At 69.1% G+C, this 19,192-nt stretch carries 18 protein-coding genes and 1 pseudogene; 11 read left to right on the top strand and 8 right to left on the bottom strand.

Annotated features, from left to right (window positions below):
* Positions 1-121: 121 nt before the first annotated feature.
* From ACO2Q2_RS15320 to ACO2Q2_RS15295, 6 genes are all read left to right on the top strand, one after another.
* Positions 122-1,210, top strand: a complete 1,089-nt coding sequence (locus tag ACO2Q2_RS15320) for a PQQ-dependent sugar dehydrogenase (RefSeq protein ID WP_423256906.1) — start codon at positions 122-124, stop codon at positions 1,208-1,210.
* A 142-nt stretch (positions 1,211-1,352) separates the two neighbouring features.
* Positions 1,353-1,511 carry a DUF1328 domain-containing protein gene (locus tag ACO2Q2_RS15315; protein ID WP_423256904.1) on the top strand — a complete coding sequence of 53 codons (159 nt, stop codon included), beginning with the start codon at positions 1,353-1,355 and terminating at the stop codon, positions 1,509-1,511.
* Positions 1,512-1,575: 64 nt separating this feature from the next.
* Complete coding sequence (locus ACO2Q2_RS15310) at positions 1,576-1,953, top strand: DUF883 family protein (RefSeq protein ID WP_423256902.1); 378 nt, start codon at positions 1,576-1,578, stop codon at positions 1,951-1,953.
* A 29-nt stretch (positions 1,954-1,982) separates the two neighbouring features.
* The gene (locus tag ACO2Q2_RS15305) at positions 1,983-2,471 is read left to right on the top strand and encodes an ABC transporter ATP-binding protein (RefSeq protein WP_423256900.1); all 489 of its coding nucleotides are present in this window, start codon (positions 1,983-1,985) and stop codon (positions 2,469-2,471) included.
* Positions 2,468-2,785, top strand: a complete 318-nt coding sequence (locus ACO2Q2_RS15300) for a hypothetical protein (RefSeq protein WP_423256898.1) — start codon at positions 2,468-2,470, stop codon at positions 2,783-2,785. Before ACO2Q2_RS15305 ends, ACO2Q2_RS15300 begins: the two co-directional genes overlap by 4 nt.
* The gene (locus tag ACO2Q2_RS15295) at positions 2,782-3,969 is read left to right on the top strand and encodes an AI-2E family transporter (protein ID WP_423256896.1); all 1,188 of its coding nucleotides are present in this window, start codon (positions 2,782-2,784) and stop codon (positions 3,967-3,969) included. Before ACO2Q2_RS15300 ends, ACO2Q2_RS15295 begins: the two co-directional genes overlap by 4 nt.
* Here ACO2Q2_RS15295 and ACO2Q2_RS15290 read toward each other — a convergent pair.
* The gene (locus ACO2Q2_RS15290) at positions 3,966-4,763 is read right to left on the bottom strand and encodes an undecaprenyl-diphosphate phosphatase (RefSeq protein WP_423256894.1); all 798 of its coding nucleotides are present in this window, start codon (positions 4,761-4,763) and stop codon (positions 3,966-3,968) included. The two genes, ACO2Q2_RS15295 and ACO2Q2_RS15290, sit on opposite strands and share 4 nt — an antisense overlap.
* A gap of 605 nt (positions 4,764-5,368) precedes the next feature.
* On the opposite strand from ACO2Q2_RS15290, the gene ACO2Q2_RS15285 reads away from it, so the two are divergent.
* The 4 genes from ACO2Q2_RS15285 to glnA all read left to right on the top strand — a co-directional run bounded on the left by ACO2Q2_RS15285 (position 5,369) and on the right by glnA (position 9,529).
* The gene (locus ACO2Q2_RS15285; RefSeq protein WP_423256892.1) at positions 5,369-6,130 is read left to right on the top strand and encodes a TorF family putative porin; all 762 of its coding nucleotides are present in this window, start codon (positions 5,369-5,371) and stop codon (positions 6,128-6,130) included.
* A gap of 83 nt (positions 6,131-6,213) precedes the next feature.
* The gene (locus tag ACO2Q2_RS15280) at positions 6,214-6,552 is read left to right on the top strand and encodes a P-II family nitrogen regulator (protein ID WP_423256890.1); all 339 of its coding nucleotides are present in this window, start codon (positions 6,214-6,216) and stop codon (positions 6,550-6,552) included.
* A 20-nt stretch (positions 6,553-6,572) separates the two neighbouring features.
* A complete protein-coding gene (locus ACO2Q2_RS15275; protein ID WP_423256888.1) occupies positions 6,573-7,928 on the top strand; it encodes an ammonium transporter in 1,356 nt (451 codons plus the stop codon).
* A gap of 191 nt (positions 7,929-8,119) precedes the next feature.
* On the top strand, positions 8,120-9,529 hold the full coding sequence (gene glnA, locus ACO2Q2_RS15270) for a type I glutamate--ammonia ligase (protein ID WP_423256886.1): 1,410 nt from the start codon (positions 8,120-8,122) through the stop codon (positions 9,527-9,529).
* Between the two features lie 72 nt (positions 9,530-9,601).
* Here the strand turns inward: glnA and ACO2Q2_RS15265 are convergent, their stop codons facing one another.
* The 7 genes and pseudogenes from ACO2Q2_RS15265 to ACO2Q2_RS15235 form a co-directional block, all read right to left on the bottom strand.
* Entirely contained in the window at positions 9,602-10,906 is a 1,305-nt protein-coding gene (locus ACO2Q2_RS15265; RefSeq protein ID WP_423256884.1) for an MFS transporter, read from the bottom strand.
* Positions 10,903-11,895, bottom strand: a complete 993-nt coding sequence (locus ACO2Q2_RS15260) for a PfkB family carbohydrate kinase (RefSeq protein ID WP_423256882.1) — start codon at positions 11,893-11,895, stop codon at positions 10,903-10,905. The genes ACO2Q2_RS15265 and ACO2Q2_RS15260 overlap by 4 nt, the downstream gene beginning before the upstream one ends.
* On the bottom strand, positions 11,859-13,799 hold the full coding sequence (locus ACO2Q2_RS15255) for an alpha-amylase family glycosyl hydrolase (RefSeq protein ID WP_423256880.1): 1,941 nt from the start codon (positions 13,797-13,799) through the stop codon (positions 11,859-11,861). The genes ACO2Q2_RS15260 and ACO2Q2_RS15255 overlap by 37 nt, the downstream gene beginning before the upstream one ends.
* Positions 13,796-16,297 (bottom strand): TonB-dependent receptor, encoded by a 2,502-nt coding sequence (locus tag ACO2Q2_RS15250; RefSeq protein WP_423256878.1) that lies wholly within the window; start codon positions 16,295-16,297, stop codon positions 13,796-13,798. The genes ACO2Q2_RS15255 and ACO2Q2_RS15250 overlap by 4 nt, the downstream gene beginning before the upstream one ends.
* Positions 16,298-16,574: 277 nt before the next feature.
* Positions 16,575-17,642, bottom strand: a complete 1,068-nt coding sequence (locus ACO2Q2_RS15245; RefSeq protein WP_423256876.1) for a LacI family DNA-binding transcriptional regulator — start codon at positions 17,640-17,642, stop codon at positions 16,575-16,577.
* A gap of 331 nt (positions 17,643-17,973) precedes the next feature.
* Entirely contained in the window at positions 17,974-18,261 is a 288-nt protein-coding gene (locus ACO2Q2_RS15240) for a hypothetical protein (protein ID WP_423256946.1), read from the bottom strand.
* Positions 18,256-18,601: pseudogene (locus tag ACO2Q2_RS15235) on the bottom strand (helicase); the annotation flags it as partial. The pseudogene ACO2Q2_RS15235 and the gene ACO2Q2_RS15240, both read right to left, overlap by 6 nt.
* Positions 18,602-18,794: 193 nt before the next feature.
* Between ACO2Q2_RS15235 and ACO2Q2_RS15230 the strand changes: the two are divergent.
* Positions 18,795-19,079 (top strand): hypothetical protein, encoded by a 285-nt coding sequence (locus ACO2Q2_RS15230; RefSeq protein ID WP_423256874.1) that lies wholly within the window; start codon positions 18,795-18,797, stop codon positions 19,077-19,079.
* Positions 19,080-19,192 lie beyond the last annotated feature (113 nt).

The raw sequence follows: 19,192 nt of genomic DNA, 5'->3' as shown, positions 1-19,192 counted from the left end.
CCGGCGCTGATCGGCCGCGGAGCGGCCGCGCAAGGGCCGGCCCGGCTGCGGGCGCGACTGCACGACGATGCTCCGGCGCGTTATGTTGGAGTCCTGTCCCGCCTCGCCGAGGAATCCCACGATGCGCCTGCTTGCCGCTCCACTGATGCTCCTGCCGCTGTCGCTCGCCGCCGCGCCGCAGCTGGACCAGTTGACCGTGCCCAGCGGCTTCCACATCGCCGTGTATTCGGACCAGGTGCCGAATGCGCGCGAACTGGCGGTGGGCGCCCGGGGCACCGTGTTCGTCGGCTCCAACGACGCCGGCAAGGTCTACGCGCTCACCGACGCCAACGGCGACGGCGTGGCCGAGCGGGTGCGGGTGATCGCCAGCGGCCTGCAGCTGCCGGTCGGCGTGGCCTTCAGAAACGGCGACCTGTACGTGTCGGCGGTGAGCAGGATCCTGGTGCTGCGCGACATCGAGAACCATCTCGACGATCCGCCCGCGCCGGAGGTGGTGAACGACTCGTTCCCCACCGAGACGCTGCACGGCTGGAAGTTCATCGCGTTCGGGCCGGACGGCAAGCTCTACGTGCCGATCGGCGCGCCGTGCAACGTCTGCGACCGCGGCAAGGCCTACGCCAAGATCACCCGCATGAATGCCGACGGCGGCGGCCTGGAGGACGTCGCCTACGGCATCCGCAACTCGGTCGGCTTCGACTGGCAGCCCGGCACGAAGCGGCTCTGGTTCACCAGCAACGGCCGCGACCTGATGGGCGACGACATGCCCAGCGACACCCTCAACGAGGTCACCCGGATCGGCCAGCACTTCGGCTTTCCGTATTGCCACCAGGGCGACACGCTTGATCCGCAGTTCGGCAAGGGAAAACGCTGCAGCGATTACCGCGCCCCGGCGTTCAAGCTGGGCGCGCACGTGGCCTCCCTGGGCATGCGCTTCTATACCGGTACGCAGTTCCCCGCACCGTACCGGGGCGCGGCGATCATCGCCGAGCACGGCTCGTGGAACCGCACGAAGAAATCGGGCTACCGCGTGATGACGGTGCGCCTGAAGGGCAGCCGGGTGCTGGCGTACGAGCCGCTGATCACCGGCTTCATGCGCGACGAGAAGGCCTGGGGCCGGCCAGCCGACGTGCAGATGCTGCCCGACGGCAGCCTGCTGGTCAGCGACGACCTGGCCGGCGCGGTGTACCGCGTCACCTACCGCGCACCGTAGCCGACGGGGCGCGGCGGCGGCGCGGCATCGCGAGCGGTCGTGCGGCCGGCCTTCACGCTGGCAAGGCGCCGGGTATGGATCATGGAAAAAAGAATCGGCGTTCCGTGCCGGCCCTTGCATCGTTCCCCACGAGGATGCCGCCATGCTGCATTACGCTCTGGTTTTCCTGATCATTGCCGTCATTGCCGGCATGTTCGGTTTTGGCGGCATCGCCGGTACCGCGGCGGGCATCGCGAAGATCCTGTGCGTGATCTTCCTGGCGCTCGCGGTGATCGCGTTCTTCCGGCGCCCCGCCAAGTAGCTTCGCCGCCGGCCCGTACGCGGCCGGTTTTCGCCCCACCCCTGTCAGCCAGTGGAGTACCGAAATGACCAAATCCGCCGAGATCGCCAGCAACCCGCCCGCGGACCGTACCGCCGCCGACCGCATCGAACAGGGCGCCGAGCGTGTCAAGCAGGCCACCTCGCATGCCGTGACCGGCACCAAGGAAGCGGTCGACCGCGCCGCCGACCGCGTCGAGGAAGGCCTGCACCGCGCCACCGACAAGGTGGCCGACGCCGCCACGCGCACCACCGAAAAAGCCGGCGAGTACAGCGAGCGCGGCCGTGAGGTCTACGACCAGGCGGTCGATCGCGCCGAGCACTGGATGGACCAGGTGCGCGACTACGTGCGCGAGAAACCGCTGCAGTCGATGGCCATTGCGCTGGGCGCCGGCTGGCTGCTCGGTCGGCTGTTGCGTCGTTGAGGGCTGCCAGCCTGGGCCCGGACTGCACCATGGATGACACGCCGCGCGAACCGCGGGCAGACGACGACGCGGCGGCTCCGGGCGCCGCGTCGTCGCGTCTGCTGGACGAACTGCGCCAGCTGGGCGGGGCGCTAAAGCACCTGTTCGGTGCCCAGTGGCGGTTGTTTCGCGCCGAGCTGTCGCTGGCGCGCGGCGCGGTGTCGCTGCTGTTTGCCGTGGCGCTGGCCGCCACCGTGGTCGGCGTGGGCTTCGGCCTCACCGTGCTGGCGCTGATCGGCGTGGCGCTGGCCAAGTGGTTCGGCTCCTGGCTGTGGGCGCTGGCCGTGCTGGCGCTGCTGCAGGGCGTGCTGCTGGTGGTGGCGATCGTGCTGTTCCGGCGTGGCCTGCACTGGCTCAGCCTGCCGGCGACGCGCGGCGAGTTCGGTGCGATGATGCGCGATGTCGCCGGCAAGGCCCGCCGCGCCGACGACGCGACCGCTGCCGCGACGGTCGACCCGACCCGGAACGCCCCGCCATGAAGATCGCCCGCCAGCTCGCCCAGGTCCAGCTCGCCCAGGCTGAAGTGCGCGCCGCGCGTGCCGGTGTCGGCATGCCGGTCGATGCGCTGCTCGGGCGCGTGCGCAACCATCCGTTCGTCAGCGTGGGCGTGGCCGCCGGCGCGGGCGTGGCGATGGCGCAGATGGACTTCCATCCGCTGCGCGTGCCGGGCGTGGGCGGCCTGCTCGGCGGCGGCGTGCTGGAGCTGGTCGGCTACGGCGTGCGCCTGCTGGCCGACAGCGGCCTGGTGTCGTCCGGCCGCGCGACGACGGCGGAGTCCGCGGACGCGGCATGAGCACGCTCGACCCGGTGCCCGAACAAGCGATCGACCCGGGCGCAGCGCCGCCGCTCGCGGCGCCCGGATCGGATCTGCAGCTGACCGCCGCCGAGGTCCTGCCGCCGCCCACGCGGAAAGGCTTGCCCACGGTGCGCGGCACGCGGCGCAACATCGAGACGATCCGCTTCGTGCTCGGCGCGCTGCTGCTGCTGGCGGTGCTGTACACCATCACCCTGATCAAGGTGCTGCTGATCCCGCTGGTGCTGGCGGCGTTCCTGGGCGTGGCGCTCAACCCGATCGTGGCGCTGGGCACGCGGCTGCGCCTGCCGCGCTGGTTCAGTGCCAGCGTGCTGATGCTGGGGCTGATGGCCGGCATCGGCGCCGGCGCGGTGGCGCTGGCGCAGCCGGCGCTGGGCTGGTTCCACGATGCGCCGACCGCGCTGCGCAATTTCGTGCCCAAGCTCAAGGGCATCACCCAGCCGCTGGAAGCGGCCAGTCGCGCCACCCAGAGCCTGGTCGGCGGCCAGGCCGCCGTGCGCGTGCAGCCGCCGCGGCAGGCGGCGGTGGCGATCACCGCCTGGGACGTGCTGGCTGCCGCGCCCAAGGTGCTGGCCGCCGTGCTCACCGTGGTGCTGCTGGTGTTCTTCTTCCTGATCTACGGCGACGACCTGCTGCGGCGACTGGTGGAGATCGTGCCGAACTTTCGCCACAAGAAGCACGCCGTGGCGATCGTGCGCAGCATCCAGACAGAGGTGTCGCACTACATCCTCACCACCGCGCTGATCAACATCACGCTGGGCACGCTGACCGCCGGCATGCTGTGGCTGCTGCACGTGCCCGATCCGCTGCTGTGGGGCAGCATCGCGATGATCGCCAACTTCATTCCCTATGTCGGCGCGATCACCACCACCACCATCCTGCTGCTGGTCGGCCTGATCAACTTCCGCGAGCTGGGCCAGGCGGTGCTGCCGGCGGTGCTGTTCGCCTGCATCACCGTGGTGGAAGGCAACCTGATCACGCCGATGATCCTGGGCCGGCGCATGCGGGTGAGCCCGGTGGCGATCCTGATCTGGCTGCTGCTGTGGGGCTTCCTGTGGGGCATCCCCGGCGCGTTGCTGGCGGTGCCCATGCTGACCAGCGCCAAGCTGATCGCCGAGCGCGTGCGCGGCTGGCAGTGGTTCGCGCTGATGGTGCAGCGCTAGCCGCCGGTCGGCATCAGCGCCAGCAAGGCGATGCCCAGCGCGATGCGATAGATCGAGAAGGCGGTGAAGCGGTGGCTGCGGATGTAGCCGAGCAGCCACTTCACCGCCGCGAAGGCGACCACCGCCGATACCACGAAGCCGACGCCGAGCGCGGTCCAGTCCTCGTGTGCGGCGCCGCCGTTCCTGAGCACCTTCAACAACTCGTAGCCGGTGGCCGCGTACATGGTGGGGATGCCGACCAGGAACGCGAACTCGGTCGCCGCGGCGCGATCGCCGGTGCCGGCGAGCAGGGCGGTGAAGATGGTCGCCGACGAGCGCGACGTGCCGGGAAAAATGCCCGCCACCATCTGCGCGATGCCGACCAGGATCGCCACCGGCCAGGTGATCGTGCGGCTCGGCGGGCGCCGCGCCGCGAGTTGCTCGGCGCCGAGCATCCACACGCCGCCGATCACCAGCGCCCACGCCACCGGCGTCACCGTCTCGGGCAGCTTGAAGCCCAGCTTCACTGCGATCAGCCCGAGCACCGCAGTGATCAGGAAGGCCACCACCAGCTTGGCCAGGTAGTCGCGGTTGGCCGGATCGCGCCATCGGGTGAGCAGCTGCCAGATGCGCCTCCGGTAGATCAGCGTGACGGCGAGGATCGCGCCGGCCTGGATGCCCACGTTGAACAGGTCCGAGCGCGCACCGAGGCCGAGCTTTTCGGCGATCAGCAGATGGCCGGTGCTGGAGATCGGAAGGAACTCGGTGATGCCCTCGATGATGCCGAGCAGGATGACGCGGAGCAGATCGATCACGTGATGCAAACCCTGGGTGAGCGCGACCGCTGCGGCCGCCGGAAGGGGCGACAGCATACGGGTTGGCGTGGACAAAGCGATGGCCGACGGCGGGCCGCGCAAGGGCTTGCGAGGGCGCCCGCGCATGGCGAGCGTTTCGCGGCGGTCGATGGTGCATCGCAAAACGCTTGTGACGAATGGTGATAAGCAAGCGCGCGTCACCATATTGCAACGCAACAATCACTGAGGCAGGATCGAACTGCAGGAAGCGCTCGATCCGCGCTTTGAAGGCAGCGTCCATGTCGCGCCTCGAGCCATGGCGGATCGGTTGATCGGGGGACCACCGACCGGCTGGGCGCGCGACATCCGCGCCGCCGTGACGCCACGTTTCCTCGCATCAGCTTCTGCCGCGATCCGCCCGGAGGCGCGTCGCCCGTTCTGCGCCGGCCGCCTGCGGCCGGCCCGCTCCGCTTCACACCTGCTCACCCATCGCGCGCCCTCGGCGCGGCGGTGCCGGGATCGGCTGCGCCATCGCCGAAGCGGGTGATCGCTTGATTCACGCGTGTGTTCTATGGACGTCCAGACGTCCATACGACGCACGTTCACTCTGGCGCGGGAGGGTTGCGATGAAACGATGCATGCGGGGAATGGTGTGGGGCATGGCCGTGGGTGTGGCGAGTACGGCCACGCCGGCGCTGGCGGACGATGCGCCGGCCAGCGCGGTGGTGGGCAGCGTGGCGGTGGTCAACGACTACCTGTTCCGCGGCCTGTCGCAGACCAACTGGAAGCCGGCGGTGCAGCCGGGCATCGAATACGACCACGCCAGCGGCTGGTACGTCGGCGCGTGGGGCAGCAACATCAGCTGGCTGTCCGATGCCTCCACCGATGCGGCGCGCATCTCCTCCAGCGTGGAGCTGGATTTCTACACCGGCTACCGCGGCAGCTTCGGCAGCGACATCAGCTACGACGTCGGCATCTACGAGTACTACTACCCGGGCAGCTATCCGGCGGGCTTCACCCGGCCGTATACCACCGAGGTCTACGGCTCGCTGGGCTACAAGGGCGTGACGCTGAAGTACTCGCATGCGCTCACCAACCTGTTCGGCTTCACCGACAGCAAGAACTCTGCTTACGTCGATCTCTCCTACAACGTGGAGTTCAGCCCGGGCTGGACGCTGAACCTGCATGCCGGCCACCAGAAGGTGCGGCACGTCGCGGGCGCCTCCTACAGCGACTGGAAGGTGGGCGTGACCCGGGCCTTCGACCACGGCTACTCGGTGTCGCTGGGCTACTACGACACCCATGCCTCGCGCAGCGTCTACACCAACGCCGACGGCCATTTCGTCGGGCGCGCCACCGGCATTCTCACGCTCGGCAAGGCGTTCTGATCGGACCTCGCGCGGCGGCGGTGGTGCCGCCGTGCGCATCGAGATGGGCATGACGGGGAAACCAGCATGAAGGGGAGACAGGCATGAAACTGATCAGTTGCATCATCCGGCCGTACAAGCTCGACGAGGTGCGCGATGCGCTCGCCGCGGCCGGCGTCAGCGGCATCACGGTGAGTGAAGTGCGCGGCTTCGGCCGGCAGAAGGGCCACACCGAGCTGTATCGCGGCGCGGAGTACGTGGTGGACTTCCTGCCCAAGCTGAAGGTGGACGTGGTCGTCACGGATGACCAGCTCGACGGCGTGCTGGAGGCGATCCAGCAGTCCGCCAGGACCGGCAGCGTGGGCGACGGCAAGATCTTCGTCAGCCCGGTCGACCAGGTCATCCGCATCCGCACCGGCGAACTCGACGCCGACGCCCTCTGACTCCGACCGCGAGGTTTTCCATGAAACAGATCGTGCTTTCCCGTCCCGTGCGCGCCTTGCCCGCGTGGCTGCCGACCCTGCTGCTGCTGTGCCTGCTGGCGCTGTCGCCGGCTTCCCATGCGGCCGATGCCGCGCCGGTGGTGGACAAGGGCGATGTCGCCTGGATGCTCACCTCCACCCTGCTGGTGCTGCTGATGACGGTGCCCGGCCTGGCCCTGTTCTACGGCGGCCTGGTGCGTTCGAAGAACGTGCTGTCGGTGCTGATGCAGGTGATGACGGTGTTCTCGATGATCCTGGTGCTGTGGGTGATCTACGGCTACAGCCTGGCGTTCAACGGCGGCAACGCGGTCATCGGCAACCTGGACAAGCTGTTCCTCAAGGGCGTCACCAAGGACAGCCTGGCGGCCACCTTCAGCGCCGGCGTGGCGTTGCCCGAATACGTGTTCGTGGTGTTCCAGTCCACCTTCGCCGGCATCACCGGCGCGCTGATCGTGGGCTCGTTCGCCGAACGCATGCGCTTTCGCGCCGTGCTCGCCTTCGTCGCGCTGTGGTTCACCTTCGCCTACCTGCCGATCGCGCACATGGTCTGGTACGGACCGGACGGTTTCCTGTTCGCCAAGGGCGCGCTGGATTTTGCCGGCGGCACGGTGGTGCACATCAACGCGGGTATCGCCGGCCTGGTCGGTGCGTACATGGTCGGCCCGCGGCTGGGCCTGGGCCGCGAGTCGATGAAGCCGCACAACGTCACCTTCACCATGATCGGCGCGGCGATCCTGTGGGTGGGCTGGTTCGGCTTCAACGCCGGCTCCAACCTGGAGGCGAACGCGGGCGCGGGCCTGGCCTTCATCAACACTTTGCTGGCCACCGCCGCGGCGGTGCTGGCGTGGCTGCTGCTGGAGGCGGTGACCAAGGGCAAGCCCTCGATGGTCGGCGGCGCCTCGGGCGCGGTGGCGGGACTGGTGGCGATCACCCCGGCCTGCGGCACGGTCGGCCCGATGGGCTCGCTGGTGATCGGCGCGCTGGCCAGCGTGGCCTGCGTATGGGGCGTCACCGGCCTGAAGAAGCTGCTGCGCGCGGACGATGCACTGGACGTGTTCGGCGTGCACGGCATCGGCGGCATCCTCGGCGCGCTGCTCACCGGCGTGTTCAGCGCGCCCGCGCTCGGCGGTACCGGCTTCGGCAGCGGCAACAGCTCCATCGCCCAGCAGCTGGGCGTGCAGGCGCTGGGGGTCGGCATCACGCTGGCATGGAGCGGCGTGGTCTCGGTGATCGCGTATCTGCTCGTGAAGCTGGTCTTCGGGCTGCGGGTGCCGGCCGACGCCGAGCGCGAGGGCCTGGACATCACCTCGCACGGCGAGAGCGCGTACGAAAGCTGAGCTAGGAGTCCGTCACTCCGGGGCGGGAATGCTCCTTTTTGGTGCAATGCTGCGCTGTGTTGCCCATGTATGATGCGAGCGGTGCCCTGCGGGGCGCCGCTCGCCCTTGTCCCACGCCACTTTGACGCCTTGCGGCGTCGTGGCATGACGCTTGCTAAAACCCAACAGCCAATCCCACCCGAGGTTTTTCCATGTCCGTTGCCAAAGTGCTTGACCTGATCCAGGAGCATGACGTCGAGTTCGTCGATTTCCGCTTCGTCGACATGCTGGGCAAGCAGCACCACGTCACCTTCCCCGTCCATACCATCGATGAAGGCACCTTCGAGGACGGCAAGATGTTCGACGGCTCGTCGATCTCGGGCTGGAAGGGCATCAACGAGTCGGACATGATCCTGATGCCCGATCCGGACACCGCCTACCTCGATCCGTTCAGCTCGCACACGCAGGTGGTGATCCACTGCGACGTGCTCGAGCCCTCGACCATGCAGGCGTACGGCCGCGACCCGCGCTCGATCGCCAAGCGCGGCGAGGCCTTCCTCAAGTCCACCGGCATCGCCGACACGGCGTTCTTCGGCCCGGAGCCGGAGTTCTTCATCTTCGACTCGGTGCGCTGGCAGAACGACATGGGTCGGGTGTTCTACGAGATCGGCTCCGAAGAAGCCGCCTGGAGCTCGCGCTACAAGTACGACGGCGACAACACCGGCCACCGTCCGGGCGTGAAGGGCGGCTATTTCCCGGTCAGCCCGGTCGACTCGCTGGGCGACCTGCGCGCCGACATGTGCAAGGTGCTGGAGTCGCTCGGCCAGGTGGTGGAAGTGCACCATCACGAAGTGGCCAATGCCGGCCAGTGCGAGATCGGCGTCAAGTTCAACACGCTGGTGAAGAAGGCCGACGAGCTGATCACCATGAAGTACGTGGTGAAGAACGTCGCCCACCAGAACGGCAAGACCGTCACCTTCATGCCCAAGCCGATCGTCGGCGACAACGGCAGCGGCATGCACGTGCACCAGTCGCTGTCCAAGGGCGGCGAGAACCTGTTCGCCGGCGATCTCTACGGCGGCCTGAGCCAGACCGCGCTGTGGTACATCGGCGGCATCTTCAAGCACGCCAAGGCGATCAACGCGTTCGCCAACTCCGGCACCAACAGCTACAAGCGCCTGGTGCCGGGCTTCGAGGCGCCGGTGATGCTGGCCTACTCGGCGCGCAACCGCTCGGCGAGCTGCCGCATTCCATACGTGTCCAGCCCCAAGGGCCGCCGCATCGAGGTGCGCTTCCCCGATCCGCTGCAGTCGGGCTACCTCACCTTCACCGCGTTGATGATGGCCGGCCTGGACGGCATCCTGAACAAGATCGATCCGGGCGCGCCGTCGGACAAGGATCTGTACGACCTGCCGCCGGAAGAGGAGAAGAACATCCCGCAGGTGTGCTCCAGCCTCGACGCCGCGCTGGAAGCGCTGGACAGGGACCGCGAGTTCCTCAAGGCCGGCGGCGTGTTCACCGACGACTTCATCGATGCCTACATCGAGCTGAAGATGCAGGAAGTCACCCGCTACCGCGCCAGCACCCATCCGCTGGAGTTCCAGATGTACTACGCGCTCTAGCGCTGCCGTCAGGCGTCGTCAAAAAAGGGGAGCCGCATGGCTCCCCTTTTTTGGGGTGCACCCACGCACCGATCAGCCCGGATGGCGTTTCACCCGCAGCGCCAGCAGCGCGGCGATCACCAGCCCGGCGCCGGCGAGTCGGATCACGTTCTCCGGGTTGCCGCCGAGCACGCGGTGGTAGAGCAGGGGGAGGGTGAGGATCTGCAGCAGCATCGGCAGCACGATGAAGCCGTTGAAGATGCCCATGTACACGCCCGCGCGCTCGGCCGGAATGCAGCCGGCCAGCATCGCGTACGGGTTGCCCATCATGCTGGCCCAGGTCAGGCCCAGCCCCAGCATCGGCAGCAGCAGCCACCACGGGTCGTGGATCAGCGGCAGCGCGAGCAGCCCGGCGCCGCCCAGGATCAGGCAGATCGCGTGCAGCGCCTGCGGACCCATCCGCCGCGCCAGCGGCATCATCGCGATGGCGGCGAAGAACGCCACCGCGTTGTAGAAGCCGCCGATGCGCCCGGTGATCAGCACCGCCTCGCCGAAGCCGGGCGTGGCCGCGTCGGTGCTGCCGTACAGCGTATGCGCCAGCGACACGGTGATGTACTCCCAGTAGCAGAACATCGCGTACCACTGGCACAGCATCATCACCGCCAGCTGGCGCATGGTCGCGGGCATCTGCCGCACCGCATCGGCAATTTCCCGCACCGTGGCGGCAAGCGAGCGCGGCTGCGCGCGCATGCGTTCTCGCTCGGCCTCCGACAGCGGCAGCTCCGGTGTGGTCCACGCCGACCAGCCGATCGACACCACCGAAAACACCGCGCCGATCACGAACGCGGTCACCACCGCATACGGAATGCCGTGGGCGTTGGTCGAGGTCATGTCCATGCCGACGATCACCAGCAGTGACGGCGTGAGATAGGCCAGTGTCTGCGACAGCCCGGTGAACGCGCTCTGGGTGAGGAAGCCGGCGCTGTGCTGGGATTCGTCCAGCCGGTCGCTGACGAAGGCGCGGTACGGTTCCATCGTCACGTTGTTGGCCGCGTCGAGAATCCACAGCAGGCTCGCCGCCACCCACAGCGCGGGGCTGAACGGCATCGCCAGCAGGCATACGCTGCAGATCAGTGCGCCGATCAGGAAGTACGGCGTACGGCGGCCGAGCCGGCTGTCGGTGCGATCGCTCATCGCGCCGATCAGCGGCTGCACGATCAGTCCGGTGATCGGGCCGGCCAGCCACAGGTACGGCAGGCTGCCGTCGGCGGCGCCCAGGTACTTGTAGATCGGGCTCATGTTGCCCTGCTGCAGCCCGAAGCTGAACTGGATGCCGAAGAACCCCACGTTCATGTTGAGGATCTGCCAGAAACCCAGCTGCGGCTTGCGCAGGTTCACGCGCGGGTCTCCACCGCATGCGCCCGCGCCAGCATGCCCTGCCACGGCCGGTACAGCGCCATCTCCGTCGGCAGCGCGCCGCGCCAGCCGCAGCTCAGGCTGGCGAACGCCACCGCCTGGCCGACCATGCAGGCCAGCGGATGGCCGAGCGCCAGCCCGGCCAGCATCATCGCGCTGAACGCGTCGCCGGCGCCCACCGTGTCCACCCGCTGCGGCAGCGGCGGCGCCGCGACGCGGGCCACGCAGCGGCCCTCGGCATCCCACGCCGCGGCACCGTCGGCACCGTGGCTGACCAGCACGTGGCGCGCGCCGGTACGCGCGCACAGCGTGCGCATCGAGGCGTGGTCGTCGTCGATGGCGGGCAGATCGGGCATCGGCGCCAGCGCGAGCCAGTGAAGCAGCATCGCCAGCTCGGCGTCGCTCAGCTTCAGTACGTGCACGTCGTGCAGCAGCTCGAGGATCACCGCCGGCGGCGGCCCGGCCTCGCGCCAGTTGAGGTCCACGAAGGCGCGATGCGGCGTGGCCGCGCGCACCGCCGCCAGCGCCGCGCGCGAGGCCGGCGCGCGCAAGGCCAGCGTGCCGAAGTACAGCCACGGCTGCGTGACGCCGGCCGCGCGCACGGCGGCCACCGCCTGCGCCGCATCGAGGCGGTCGAACGCCTGCGCCGGCGGAATCTCGAACGCGTGGCCGCCGTCGCGCTCGTGCACCAGCACGCGCGCGGTGTGTTCGTCGTGCTGCGCGGCATCCAGCGACAGGTTGCAGCGCACGGCAGCCTGGCGCAGCGCGCGACCGGCCTCATCGTCGCCCAGCCGCGTGAGCAGCCGCGGCGACAGGCCGAGCGCGGCCAGGTGACAGGCCACGTTGAACGGCGCGCCGCCGGGCACCGGGCCATCGGCAAACGCATCCACCAGCGCCTCGCCGAACACGATCACCTGCGCCTCGCCCATCTCGCTCACTCCCGGTTGCGGAATCGCCACAGTGTCGCCCACGGCGCCAGCGTGCGGACAGCGTCGCCGTCCGCCGCGCCGCTGGCGAAGGCATCGCCCCAGCCGGCGCCGGCGCCCAGCGCGGCCAGGTCCAGCGCGCTGTCGGCGTGGCCGAAATGAAACACGCCCAGCGCGTCGTCGCCGCGGCGCAGGATCAGCAGCGCCGGATCGGGGTGCTCCACCAGCGTCGGCGCGCTCACGGCCGACCAGCGTGGGTCACGCCGCGCCGCCATCAGTGCGCGCAGCACGCCGACCGTGGCCGCAGGCACGCCCTCTTGACGGCCCAGCAGGGCCAGTGCCTCCAGCGACAGGCGGGGCCGCTGCAGCCAGCGGCCGTCGGCCGCCATCCGTGCTGCGTCCACGGCCTCGGCGTTGTTCGGCTGGCCAAGCTCGTCGCCCATGTACAGCAGCGGCACCGCCCCCACCCACAGCGCCAGCGCGTGCAGCAGCGCGTAGCGGCGCAGCGCGGCCGGCTCGATCGGCGCCAGCGGATCGTCGGGCAGGCCGACCAGCGAGGCGGTCATGCCGTTGCTGCCGTGCACGCTGTGCTCGTCGTGCGCCTGGAACGCCGCGCCGCGCGCAAAGCTGCCGGCCACGCGGCCCTCCAGAAACGCCGCCGCGCGCCCGACGCGCTGCGTGAAATCCTCGCCGGACGCTTCCACCAGCGGGCGCAGCACGCCCCACACGATGTCGTCGTGGCAGCGCACGTAGGTGATCCAGCCGGTGCCCGGCGGCGGTGCCGGCGTGTGCGCCAGCAGCTGGCGCGGCAGCGCGGCGCTGCCTTCGGCCAAGGCTACCCAGGCGCCGGCCATCAGCCCGCTGTGGTAGGCGAGCTGGCATGCGCGCCCGCGCAGCTCGCCTTCGCCGAAGTACGCCAGCACCTGCTCGGTCGGCACGATCGCCTCGGCCTTCAGCAGCACGCCCGGTGCCACCAGTTCGGCACATGCGCGCAGCGCGGCCAGCACCGTGTGCACCTCGGGCTGGTTGAGGCAGGTGGTGCCCAGGCGCTTCCACAGGAACGGCGCCGAGTCGAGCCGGAACACCTCCACGCCGCGGTTGGCCAGCCGCAGCATCGCCCGGGCCATCGCCGCGAACACCGGCGGGTGCGCGTAGTTGAGGTCCCACTGGAACGGATAGAACGTGGTCCACACCCAGCCGCCCAGCGCCGGCACATAGGTGAAGTTGCCCGGCGCCGCCTGCGGAAACACCTCGCCCAGCGTGGCCTCGTAGGCGTCGGGCAGGACACGGTCGGCAAACACGTGGAAGAACGCGCGCATGTCGGCGTCGCCGGCCATCGCCGCCCGCGCCCAGGCGTGGTCGTCGGCCACGTGGTTGAGCACCAGGTCGGCGCACAGGCTGATGCCGGCCTCGCGCAGTCGGGCGGTGAGCTGTTCCAGGTCCGCCATGCTGCCGAGCGCGGGCTCCACTTCGTCGAAGCTGGCCACCGCGAAGCCGCCGTCGCTGTCGCCCGCGCGGGCGCGCAGGAACGGCAGCAGGTGCAGGTAATCCACACCCAGCGCGCGCAGGTGGTCGATGCGATCGGCCACGCCCGCCAGCGTGCCGCCGAAGCGGTCGACGTAGGCGGAGTAGCCCAGCATGCGCTGGCGCACGAACCAGTCCGGCTGCGCCTCGCGCATCGCATCGAGCGCGGTCAGCGGTGCGGGCCGCTGCGCGCCGAGCTGGCCGAGCTGCGCGCACAGCGTGAGCAGCCAGTCGTCGAATCCGTCGGTGTCGCCGTACAGCGATTGCAGCGTGGCGACCAGCGTGGCGCCGGACTGCTCGAAGCGCCGCTCGCCCGCGAAGCGCCGGTTGGACGGCAGGGCGGCCAGGAAACTCCGACCCGCCGCCGCGACCCGGGCGGGCCGCGGCGGCGGGCGCGTTGCCGCGGATGCGTCGGCTTCGGTCACAGGCGATAGCGCCAGCTGGCGTAGACGGTGCGGCCCAGGATCGAGCGCGCGGTGTTGAGGCCGTTCGCGGTGACGGCGCCCGGGCTCTGGTCGATCTCGGTCAGGCCGGTGGCGTTGAACAGGTTGTCCGCCTGCACGGTCACCGCGCTGCGCTCGTTGAAGTTGTAGCGCACGAACGCGTTCACCTGCGTGTAGCCCGGCATCACCAGCCCGTTCGGGTTGCCCGCGTACGACTTGCTGGTGCCCAGCACGGTGGCGCCGAGATCGAAACCGCCGACGCGCCAGGTCGGGCTCAGCTGGTACACCCAGCTGGCCTGGCGCTGCGGCACGTTGCCGACGTTGGCGGGGGTGATCGCGTCCTTGGTGATGCGCGAGTGGGTCCAGGTGACGCCGCCGCGCATGCTGAAGTCGCCGTAGTCGAGCGAGCCTTCCACCTCCACGCCGCGCGCCTTGTAGTTGCGGCTGATCAGGAACTGGGTGGGCGAGGTGACGTCCTGGTTCTGCTCCTGCGTGGTGGCGTAGAACGCGGTGACGAACAGGCTGGTGTGGGGGGTGCTCCACTTCACGCCGCCCTCGTACTGCTTGACCACGTTGATCGCCACGCCGTCGGGCGCGGTGCCGTTGTCGAGCAGGCCGCCGCCGAACAGCAGGCGGTCGGCGTTGAAGCGCGCACCGCGGCTGGCGCGGGCGAACAGCGCCAGATCGGTGCTCAGCAGGTAGTTGGCGCCGAAGGAGTACTCCAGATGATGCTTGTCGTAGTTCACCGGCTGCGCGTTGGCGTTGTTGACCACCTGCACGCTCTGCTCCGGCACCGAGATCGCGCCGTCGCCGTTGACGTCCAGCGTGGTGCCGCTGGCGGCCGCGTAGCTCCCGCGGGCCTTCATGTGGTCGTAGCGCACGCCCGCGTCGAACTGCCAGTTGCCCGGCTGCCAGCTCAGCGACACGTAGGGCGAGTCCATAGTGTAGTTGGCGTCGTACGAGCGCGTGCAGCAATTGCCGAAGACCGGCTGTCCGTAGGCTTCCAGCCCGTGGTCGGTCACCGGCACGCCGTTGGCGTCGATCACGTCCAGCAGCACCGCGTCCTTGCCCTGCACGCTCTGCACGTACTGGTTCCAGTGCCAGTCCTGCTGAATGTCCTGACGCGAGTGGTAGTAGCCCAGCAGCAGCGTCATCGGGCCGCTGGCCAGGTCGAAGTCGCGCTTGAGCTTGAGGTCGTTGGTCGTGTTGTCCATCGACGGCAGCGACACGTTGAACAGCAGCGTGCGCTGCGCCAACCCGTTGCCGCCCACGCTGGTCGCGTCGACGGCTTGGCCGGCCATCGGCCCGTTGGCGTAGCGCAGCGTGGCGCCCGGGCCGCCCACTTCCTCGGCCAGTGCCGCGGCGGTGTTCACCTCGGCCGAGTACGGGCCGGAGAACGAGCCGGAGTTGGAGGCCACGCGGAACTGCTCGTGCAAGGTCCAGCCGCCGTCGAGGGTGAACTTTCCTTCGCCGCCGAAGGCCTGCACCTTGGAGTGGTAGCCGTCGCCCAGGTCGGTGGTGCGGCGGTTGCCGCTGGCGTCGATGGCCAGGTCGCGCTGCCAGTACGGGGTGAGTTGGGTGCCGTCGTGCAGGTTAAAACCCGGTAGCGAGCTGACCTGCGGATTGTTGTTGCTGCCGGTGATCGACACCGGCACCGGCAGGTACGCTGGCGCGCGATCGTCCAGCAGCTGCACACTGGCGCGCAGGTAGCCGCCGTCGATGTCGTGGGTGAGGTTGCCCATCAACTGACCGCCGCGCTGGGTGGTGAAGTCGGCGGTCTTGGGGCCTTCGCCGTCACGCAGGTAGCCGCCGACATGGAAGCGCGTGCGGTCGCTCAGCGGCTGGCCGTAGTCGAAGTCCAGCCGCTTGCTGTCGTAGTTCAGCCCGGTGGTGAGGCCGATGTTGCCGCCCTTTTCCTCGCCGGTCTTGCTGATGAAGTTGATCACCGCGCCGGGCGCGTTGCTGGCGAACACCGACGAGGAGCCGCCGCGCACCACCTCGACGTGGTCGATGTTGAAGTCCGGGCGCAGGAAGGTGTCGGGCGTGGCGAAGGCGATGTCGCCGAATTCCAGAACCGGCATGCCGTCCACCTGGAACTGCACAAACTTGCCGCCACCGGAGGCCACCGGCAGGCCGCGCACCGAGATGTTGGCGTTGCCCTCGCCGCCGGACGACTCGGCGCGGATGCCCGGCACGTCGCGCAGGATGTCGGCCGCGCCCTGGGCGCCGCTGTCGGCGAGCTGGCTCGCTTCCAGCGTGCTCACCGAAATGCTCGACGCCATCTTGCTCAGCGCCGCCGGCGAGGCAGTGACCACCATCTGGTCGAGGTTGACCGCCTTGTTCGGCGCCTTGTCGACCGGCTTGTCGGCGGTGGCGGAGGGTGCATTGGGTGCACTGTCCTGGGCGGTCGCGGCGGCCGGCAACAGGGCCAGCATGATGGCAACGGCGAGTGCGCGCTTGCGTACGGCATCGGTCTTCATGGTTTCTCCCCAGCGATGGAGGGCGCCGTGCGGAGCCGGGCAAGAGGACCGGGCGGGCGGCGTCCGTGGACGATCGGCAGCCAGCATGCTGACCATCAGTGCAATCGATTGCAATGCGCGCTGCAGCACGCCGCTGAAGGCGCTCTGATAAACGATTTCATCGCTCATTCTGGGGGCACGGAAATGCCATGTGTGCCAACGATTGCATGAATTTCCGGGAGCGCGTTCCGGCCGGGCCGCGCCACGCGCCCCGGCCCCCCGGTTTTGCTGCACTGCGTTAGCGCGTCTTGCCGGCGCGGGCGGGTTTGCGGCTGCTTTCGCGCACGATCAGCTGCGTGTCCAGTTGCGCGGCACGCGGCGGCGCCTCGCCCTGCAGCAGGGCGAGCAGGTGTTCCACCAGCATCGCGCCGCCCGCCGCGATGGGCTGGCGCACCGTGCTCAGCGGCGGGTGGAAATGCGCGGCCAGCTCCACGTCGTCGTAGCCGACCACGGCGACGTCCTCGGGAATGCGCCGGCCGCGTTCGCGCAGCGCGCTGATCGCGGCCATGGCGAGCAGGTCGCTGCTGGCGAACACCGCATCCAGCGCGGGCTGCGCGTCGATCAGGTCGAGCATCGACTGCCGCCCGCTCTCGGCGAGGAACGGCACCACCGCGCGCTGCTCGCCGCCCAGCGCGATGCCGTGCGCCTTCAGCGCCTGGCTGAAACCGCGGAAGCGCTGCGCCACCTCGGGCAGCCCGGTATCGCCCAGGAAGATCATGTGGCGGCGCCCCTGCGCGAGCAGGTGCTCGGCCACCAGCCGGCCGCCGAGCAGGTTGTCGCCGCCCACCGTGCAGTACTGCTGCCGCGGCAGCCGCGCGCCCCATACCACCAGCGGCAGGCCGCGCTCGGCCATCGCGTTGAGCTGGTCGTGATGGCGCCACTGGCCGATCAGGATCAATCCCGCCGCGCGGCCGCCTTCCACCAGCACGGCGGATGCGTCGAGCCGGTCGGCGTCGATGCGCGAGAGCAGCATCTCGTAGCCGCGCTCGGTGAGCGCATCGGCCAGCGCGCCGATCATGCCGTGCAGGAACGGGTCGGCGAAGCTCTGCCGCGTGGCCTGCTCGTACGGCACCACCACGCCGATGGTGCGCTTCACGCCCGAGCGCAGGTCGGTCGCCACGCTGTTGACGGTGTAGTTGAACTGTCGCGCCAGGGTCTGGATGCGCGTGCGCGTGTCCTCGCTGATCAGCGCGCTGCCGGCCAGCGCCCGCGACACGGTGGAGGCCGACACGCCCGCCAGCCGCGCCAGATCGGCCATCTGCATGCGCTTGCGCGGGTCGGCCTTGGGCGGCGCGCGGCGATTCATGCGCGCCGACCCGGCGAGGCCACGCGACGACTCGTGCGATGGCGGCGGAAGGCGAAGTGCGACGGCAGGATCATGGCGTGGCGATGGCGGGCGCGGCCCGCGGTGCGGAGTCGAACCACCAGCCTAATGCAGGGCGCGCTGGCGGTGCCAGCCAGGGCCCGCTGCCACCGCAGGAGCGTGGGCCGTGATCGAAACATGTAGGAGCGCACCCTGTGCGCGAATGCTCTTTGTCACGTCGCCAAGAGCATTCGCGCACAGGGTGCGCTCCTACCGGTTCCGGATGTTGCGGACTGTCGCAACACCAGCGAACAGTCCGCTGCCCTCTTGCCCGTCATCCCCGCGAACGCGGGGATCCATCGTCTTCATGACGCAATGAACGGCCAGACGTCCGTCTGTTCTGAAAGCCGCGGGAATGACGGCCTCGGGATCGTCGATGTTTGATCGCCATCCCCGATGAGTCAGCGCCCAGTGCCGACAGCCGCAGCAACGCGCCGGCCAGGCCCTTCAGATCCTGCGCGTTGTGCGCGGCGCCGCGGCGCAGGCGGGTCGACGGCCCACCGCGCAAATAGGTGAGCCAGGCGGCCGGCGCTTCCGAACCGGCCAGGTCGTCCTCGTGCACCTCGCCGTGATGGGCCCTGGCCGCGGTCGGCCGGCGCGCGGTCGAAGGCATCCAGCACCTTCAGCCTGGTGTAGTCGCTGGCGTCGGTGTCGTAGTCGATGTGGGTGCGCGTGACGTAGGCCTTGCGGCCATCCCAGTCCAGCCGCTCCACCCGGTAGAGCGCGGCCTGGATCAGGTGGATGGCGCCCTCGTACAGAGTGAGCGCGGCGGCGCAGTAGTCGACCTCGGCGAGGATGGTCTGGCGCCCGCCGGTGCGGTCCACCACCACGAAATTGCCGTCGGCCCCCGCGCGCGGCGACACCGCGTTGGCCGGATAGCTGTCGGCGATCCACTCCCGACGCGGTTGAGCTCCAGCAGCTCGGCCAGAGCGGAGACCTTTCGGGTCGTGACGCAGAGCAATGGGGGGGTGGCTCAAAAGGGTCGAAGGAATCGGCAAAAACTCAATTGAAACAATGAGTTAATCTGATACCGTTCGCGATGTCAATTTTCTACTAATGTAAGCATCAATTAGTAGCAGATTGACAGGTGACTAGATGAAGCTCCCGGTTACTCCACCGCCGTACGTTGACCTGTTCAACAATGCAGACGTTCGCGACATCCTGTTCCGCCGTTTGGGGCCCGAGGTGAGGGGGGTCTACGAGCATTGGGACCAACTCCGCCACCTTGCGCCCCCCGAAGGCCTGACCCATGAGCACTGGTGGCTTGGCGTGAAGATGGCGCGCCGCTCCTTCAGGCAAGAGATGCCGTTGAAGGACAAGACAGGGGTTCCCTTCAGCATCGTCCTGAGCGACAGCATTCAAAGAAACCTGATTCCGTGAGCTCGCCCGGTCGGATCCATGCTGCGCTTGGGTTCCGCCCTCATGCCGGGTTCACCCTATGGGTGAAGATGCTGTTTCGACATTCCGCGCACTTCGCGTCGCGCATTTAGCCG

Origin of the sequence: Dyella sp. KRB-257 (assembly GCF_049445995.1) — a bacterium.
Lineage (GTDB): Bacteria > Pseudomonadota > Gammaproteobacteria > Xanthomonadales > Rhodanobacteraceae > Dyella_A.
The sequence above is the reverse complement of the archived record's forward strand: the minus strand, read 5'-3'. Positions and strand labels throughout refer to the sequence as shown.

Coding starts and splice junctions, on each gene's coding strand:
- ACO2Q2_RS15320 (WP_423256906.1), top strand. CDS start 122: ATGCGCCTGCTTGCCGCTCCACTGATGCTCCTGCCGCTGTCGCTCGCC.
- ACO2Q2_RS15315 (WP_423256904.1), top strand. CDS start 1,353: ATGCTGCATTACGCTCTGGTTTTCCTGATCATTGCCGTCATTGCCGGC.
- ACO2Q2_RS15310 (WP_423256902.1), top strand. CDS start 1,576: ATGACCAAATCCGCCGAGATCGCCAGCAACCCGCCCGCGGACCGTACC.
- ACO2Q2_RS15305 (WP_423256900.1), top strand. CDS start 1,983: ATGGATGACACGCCGCGCGAACCGCGGGCAGACGACGACGCGGCGGCT.
- ACO2Q2_RS15300 (WP_423256898.1), top strand. CDS start 2,468: ATGAAGATCGCCCGCCAGCTCGCCCAGGTCCAGCTCGCCCAGGCTGAA.
- ACO2Q2_RS15295 (WP_423256896.1), top strand. CDS start 2,782: ATGAGCACGCTCGACCCGGTGCCCGAACAAGCGATCGACCCGGGCGCA.
- ACO2Q2_RS15285 (WP_423256892.1), top strand. CDS start 5,369: ATGAAACGATGCATGCGGGGAATGGTGTGGGGCATGGCCGTGGGTGTG.
- ACO2Q2_RS15280 (WP_423256890.1), top strand. CDS start 6,214: ATGAAACTGATCAGTTGCATCATCCGGCCGTACAAGCTCGACGAGGTG.
- ACO2Q2_RS15275 (WP_423256888.1), top strand. CDS start 6,573: ATGAAACAGATCGTGCTTTCCCGTCCCGTGCGCGCCTTGCCCGCGTGG.
- glnA (WP_423256886.1), top strand. CDS start 8,120: ATGTCCGTTGCCAAAGTGCTTGACCTGATCCAGGAGCATGACGTCGAG.
- ACO2Q2_RS15250 (WP_423256878.1), bottom strand. CDS start 16,297: ATGAAGACCGATGCCGTACGCAAGCGCGCACTCGCCGTTGCCATCATG.
- ACO2Q2_RS15245 (WP_423256876.1), bottom strand. CDS start 17,642: ATGAATCGCCGCGCGCCGCCCAAGGCCGACCCGCGCAAGCGCATGCAG.
- ACO2Q2_RS15230 (WP_423256874.1), top strand. CDS start 18,795: ATGAAGCTCCCGGTTACTCCACCGCCGTACGTTGACCTGTTCAACAAT.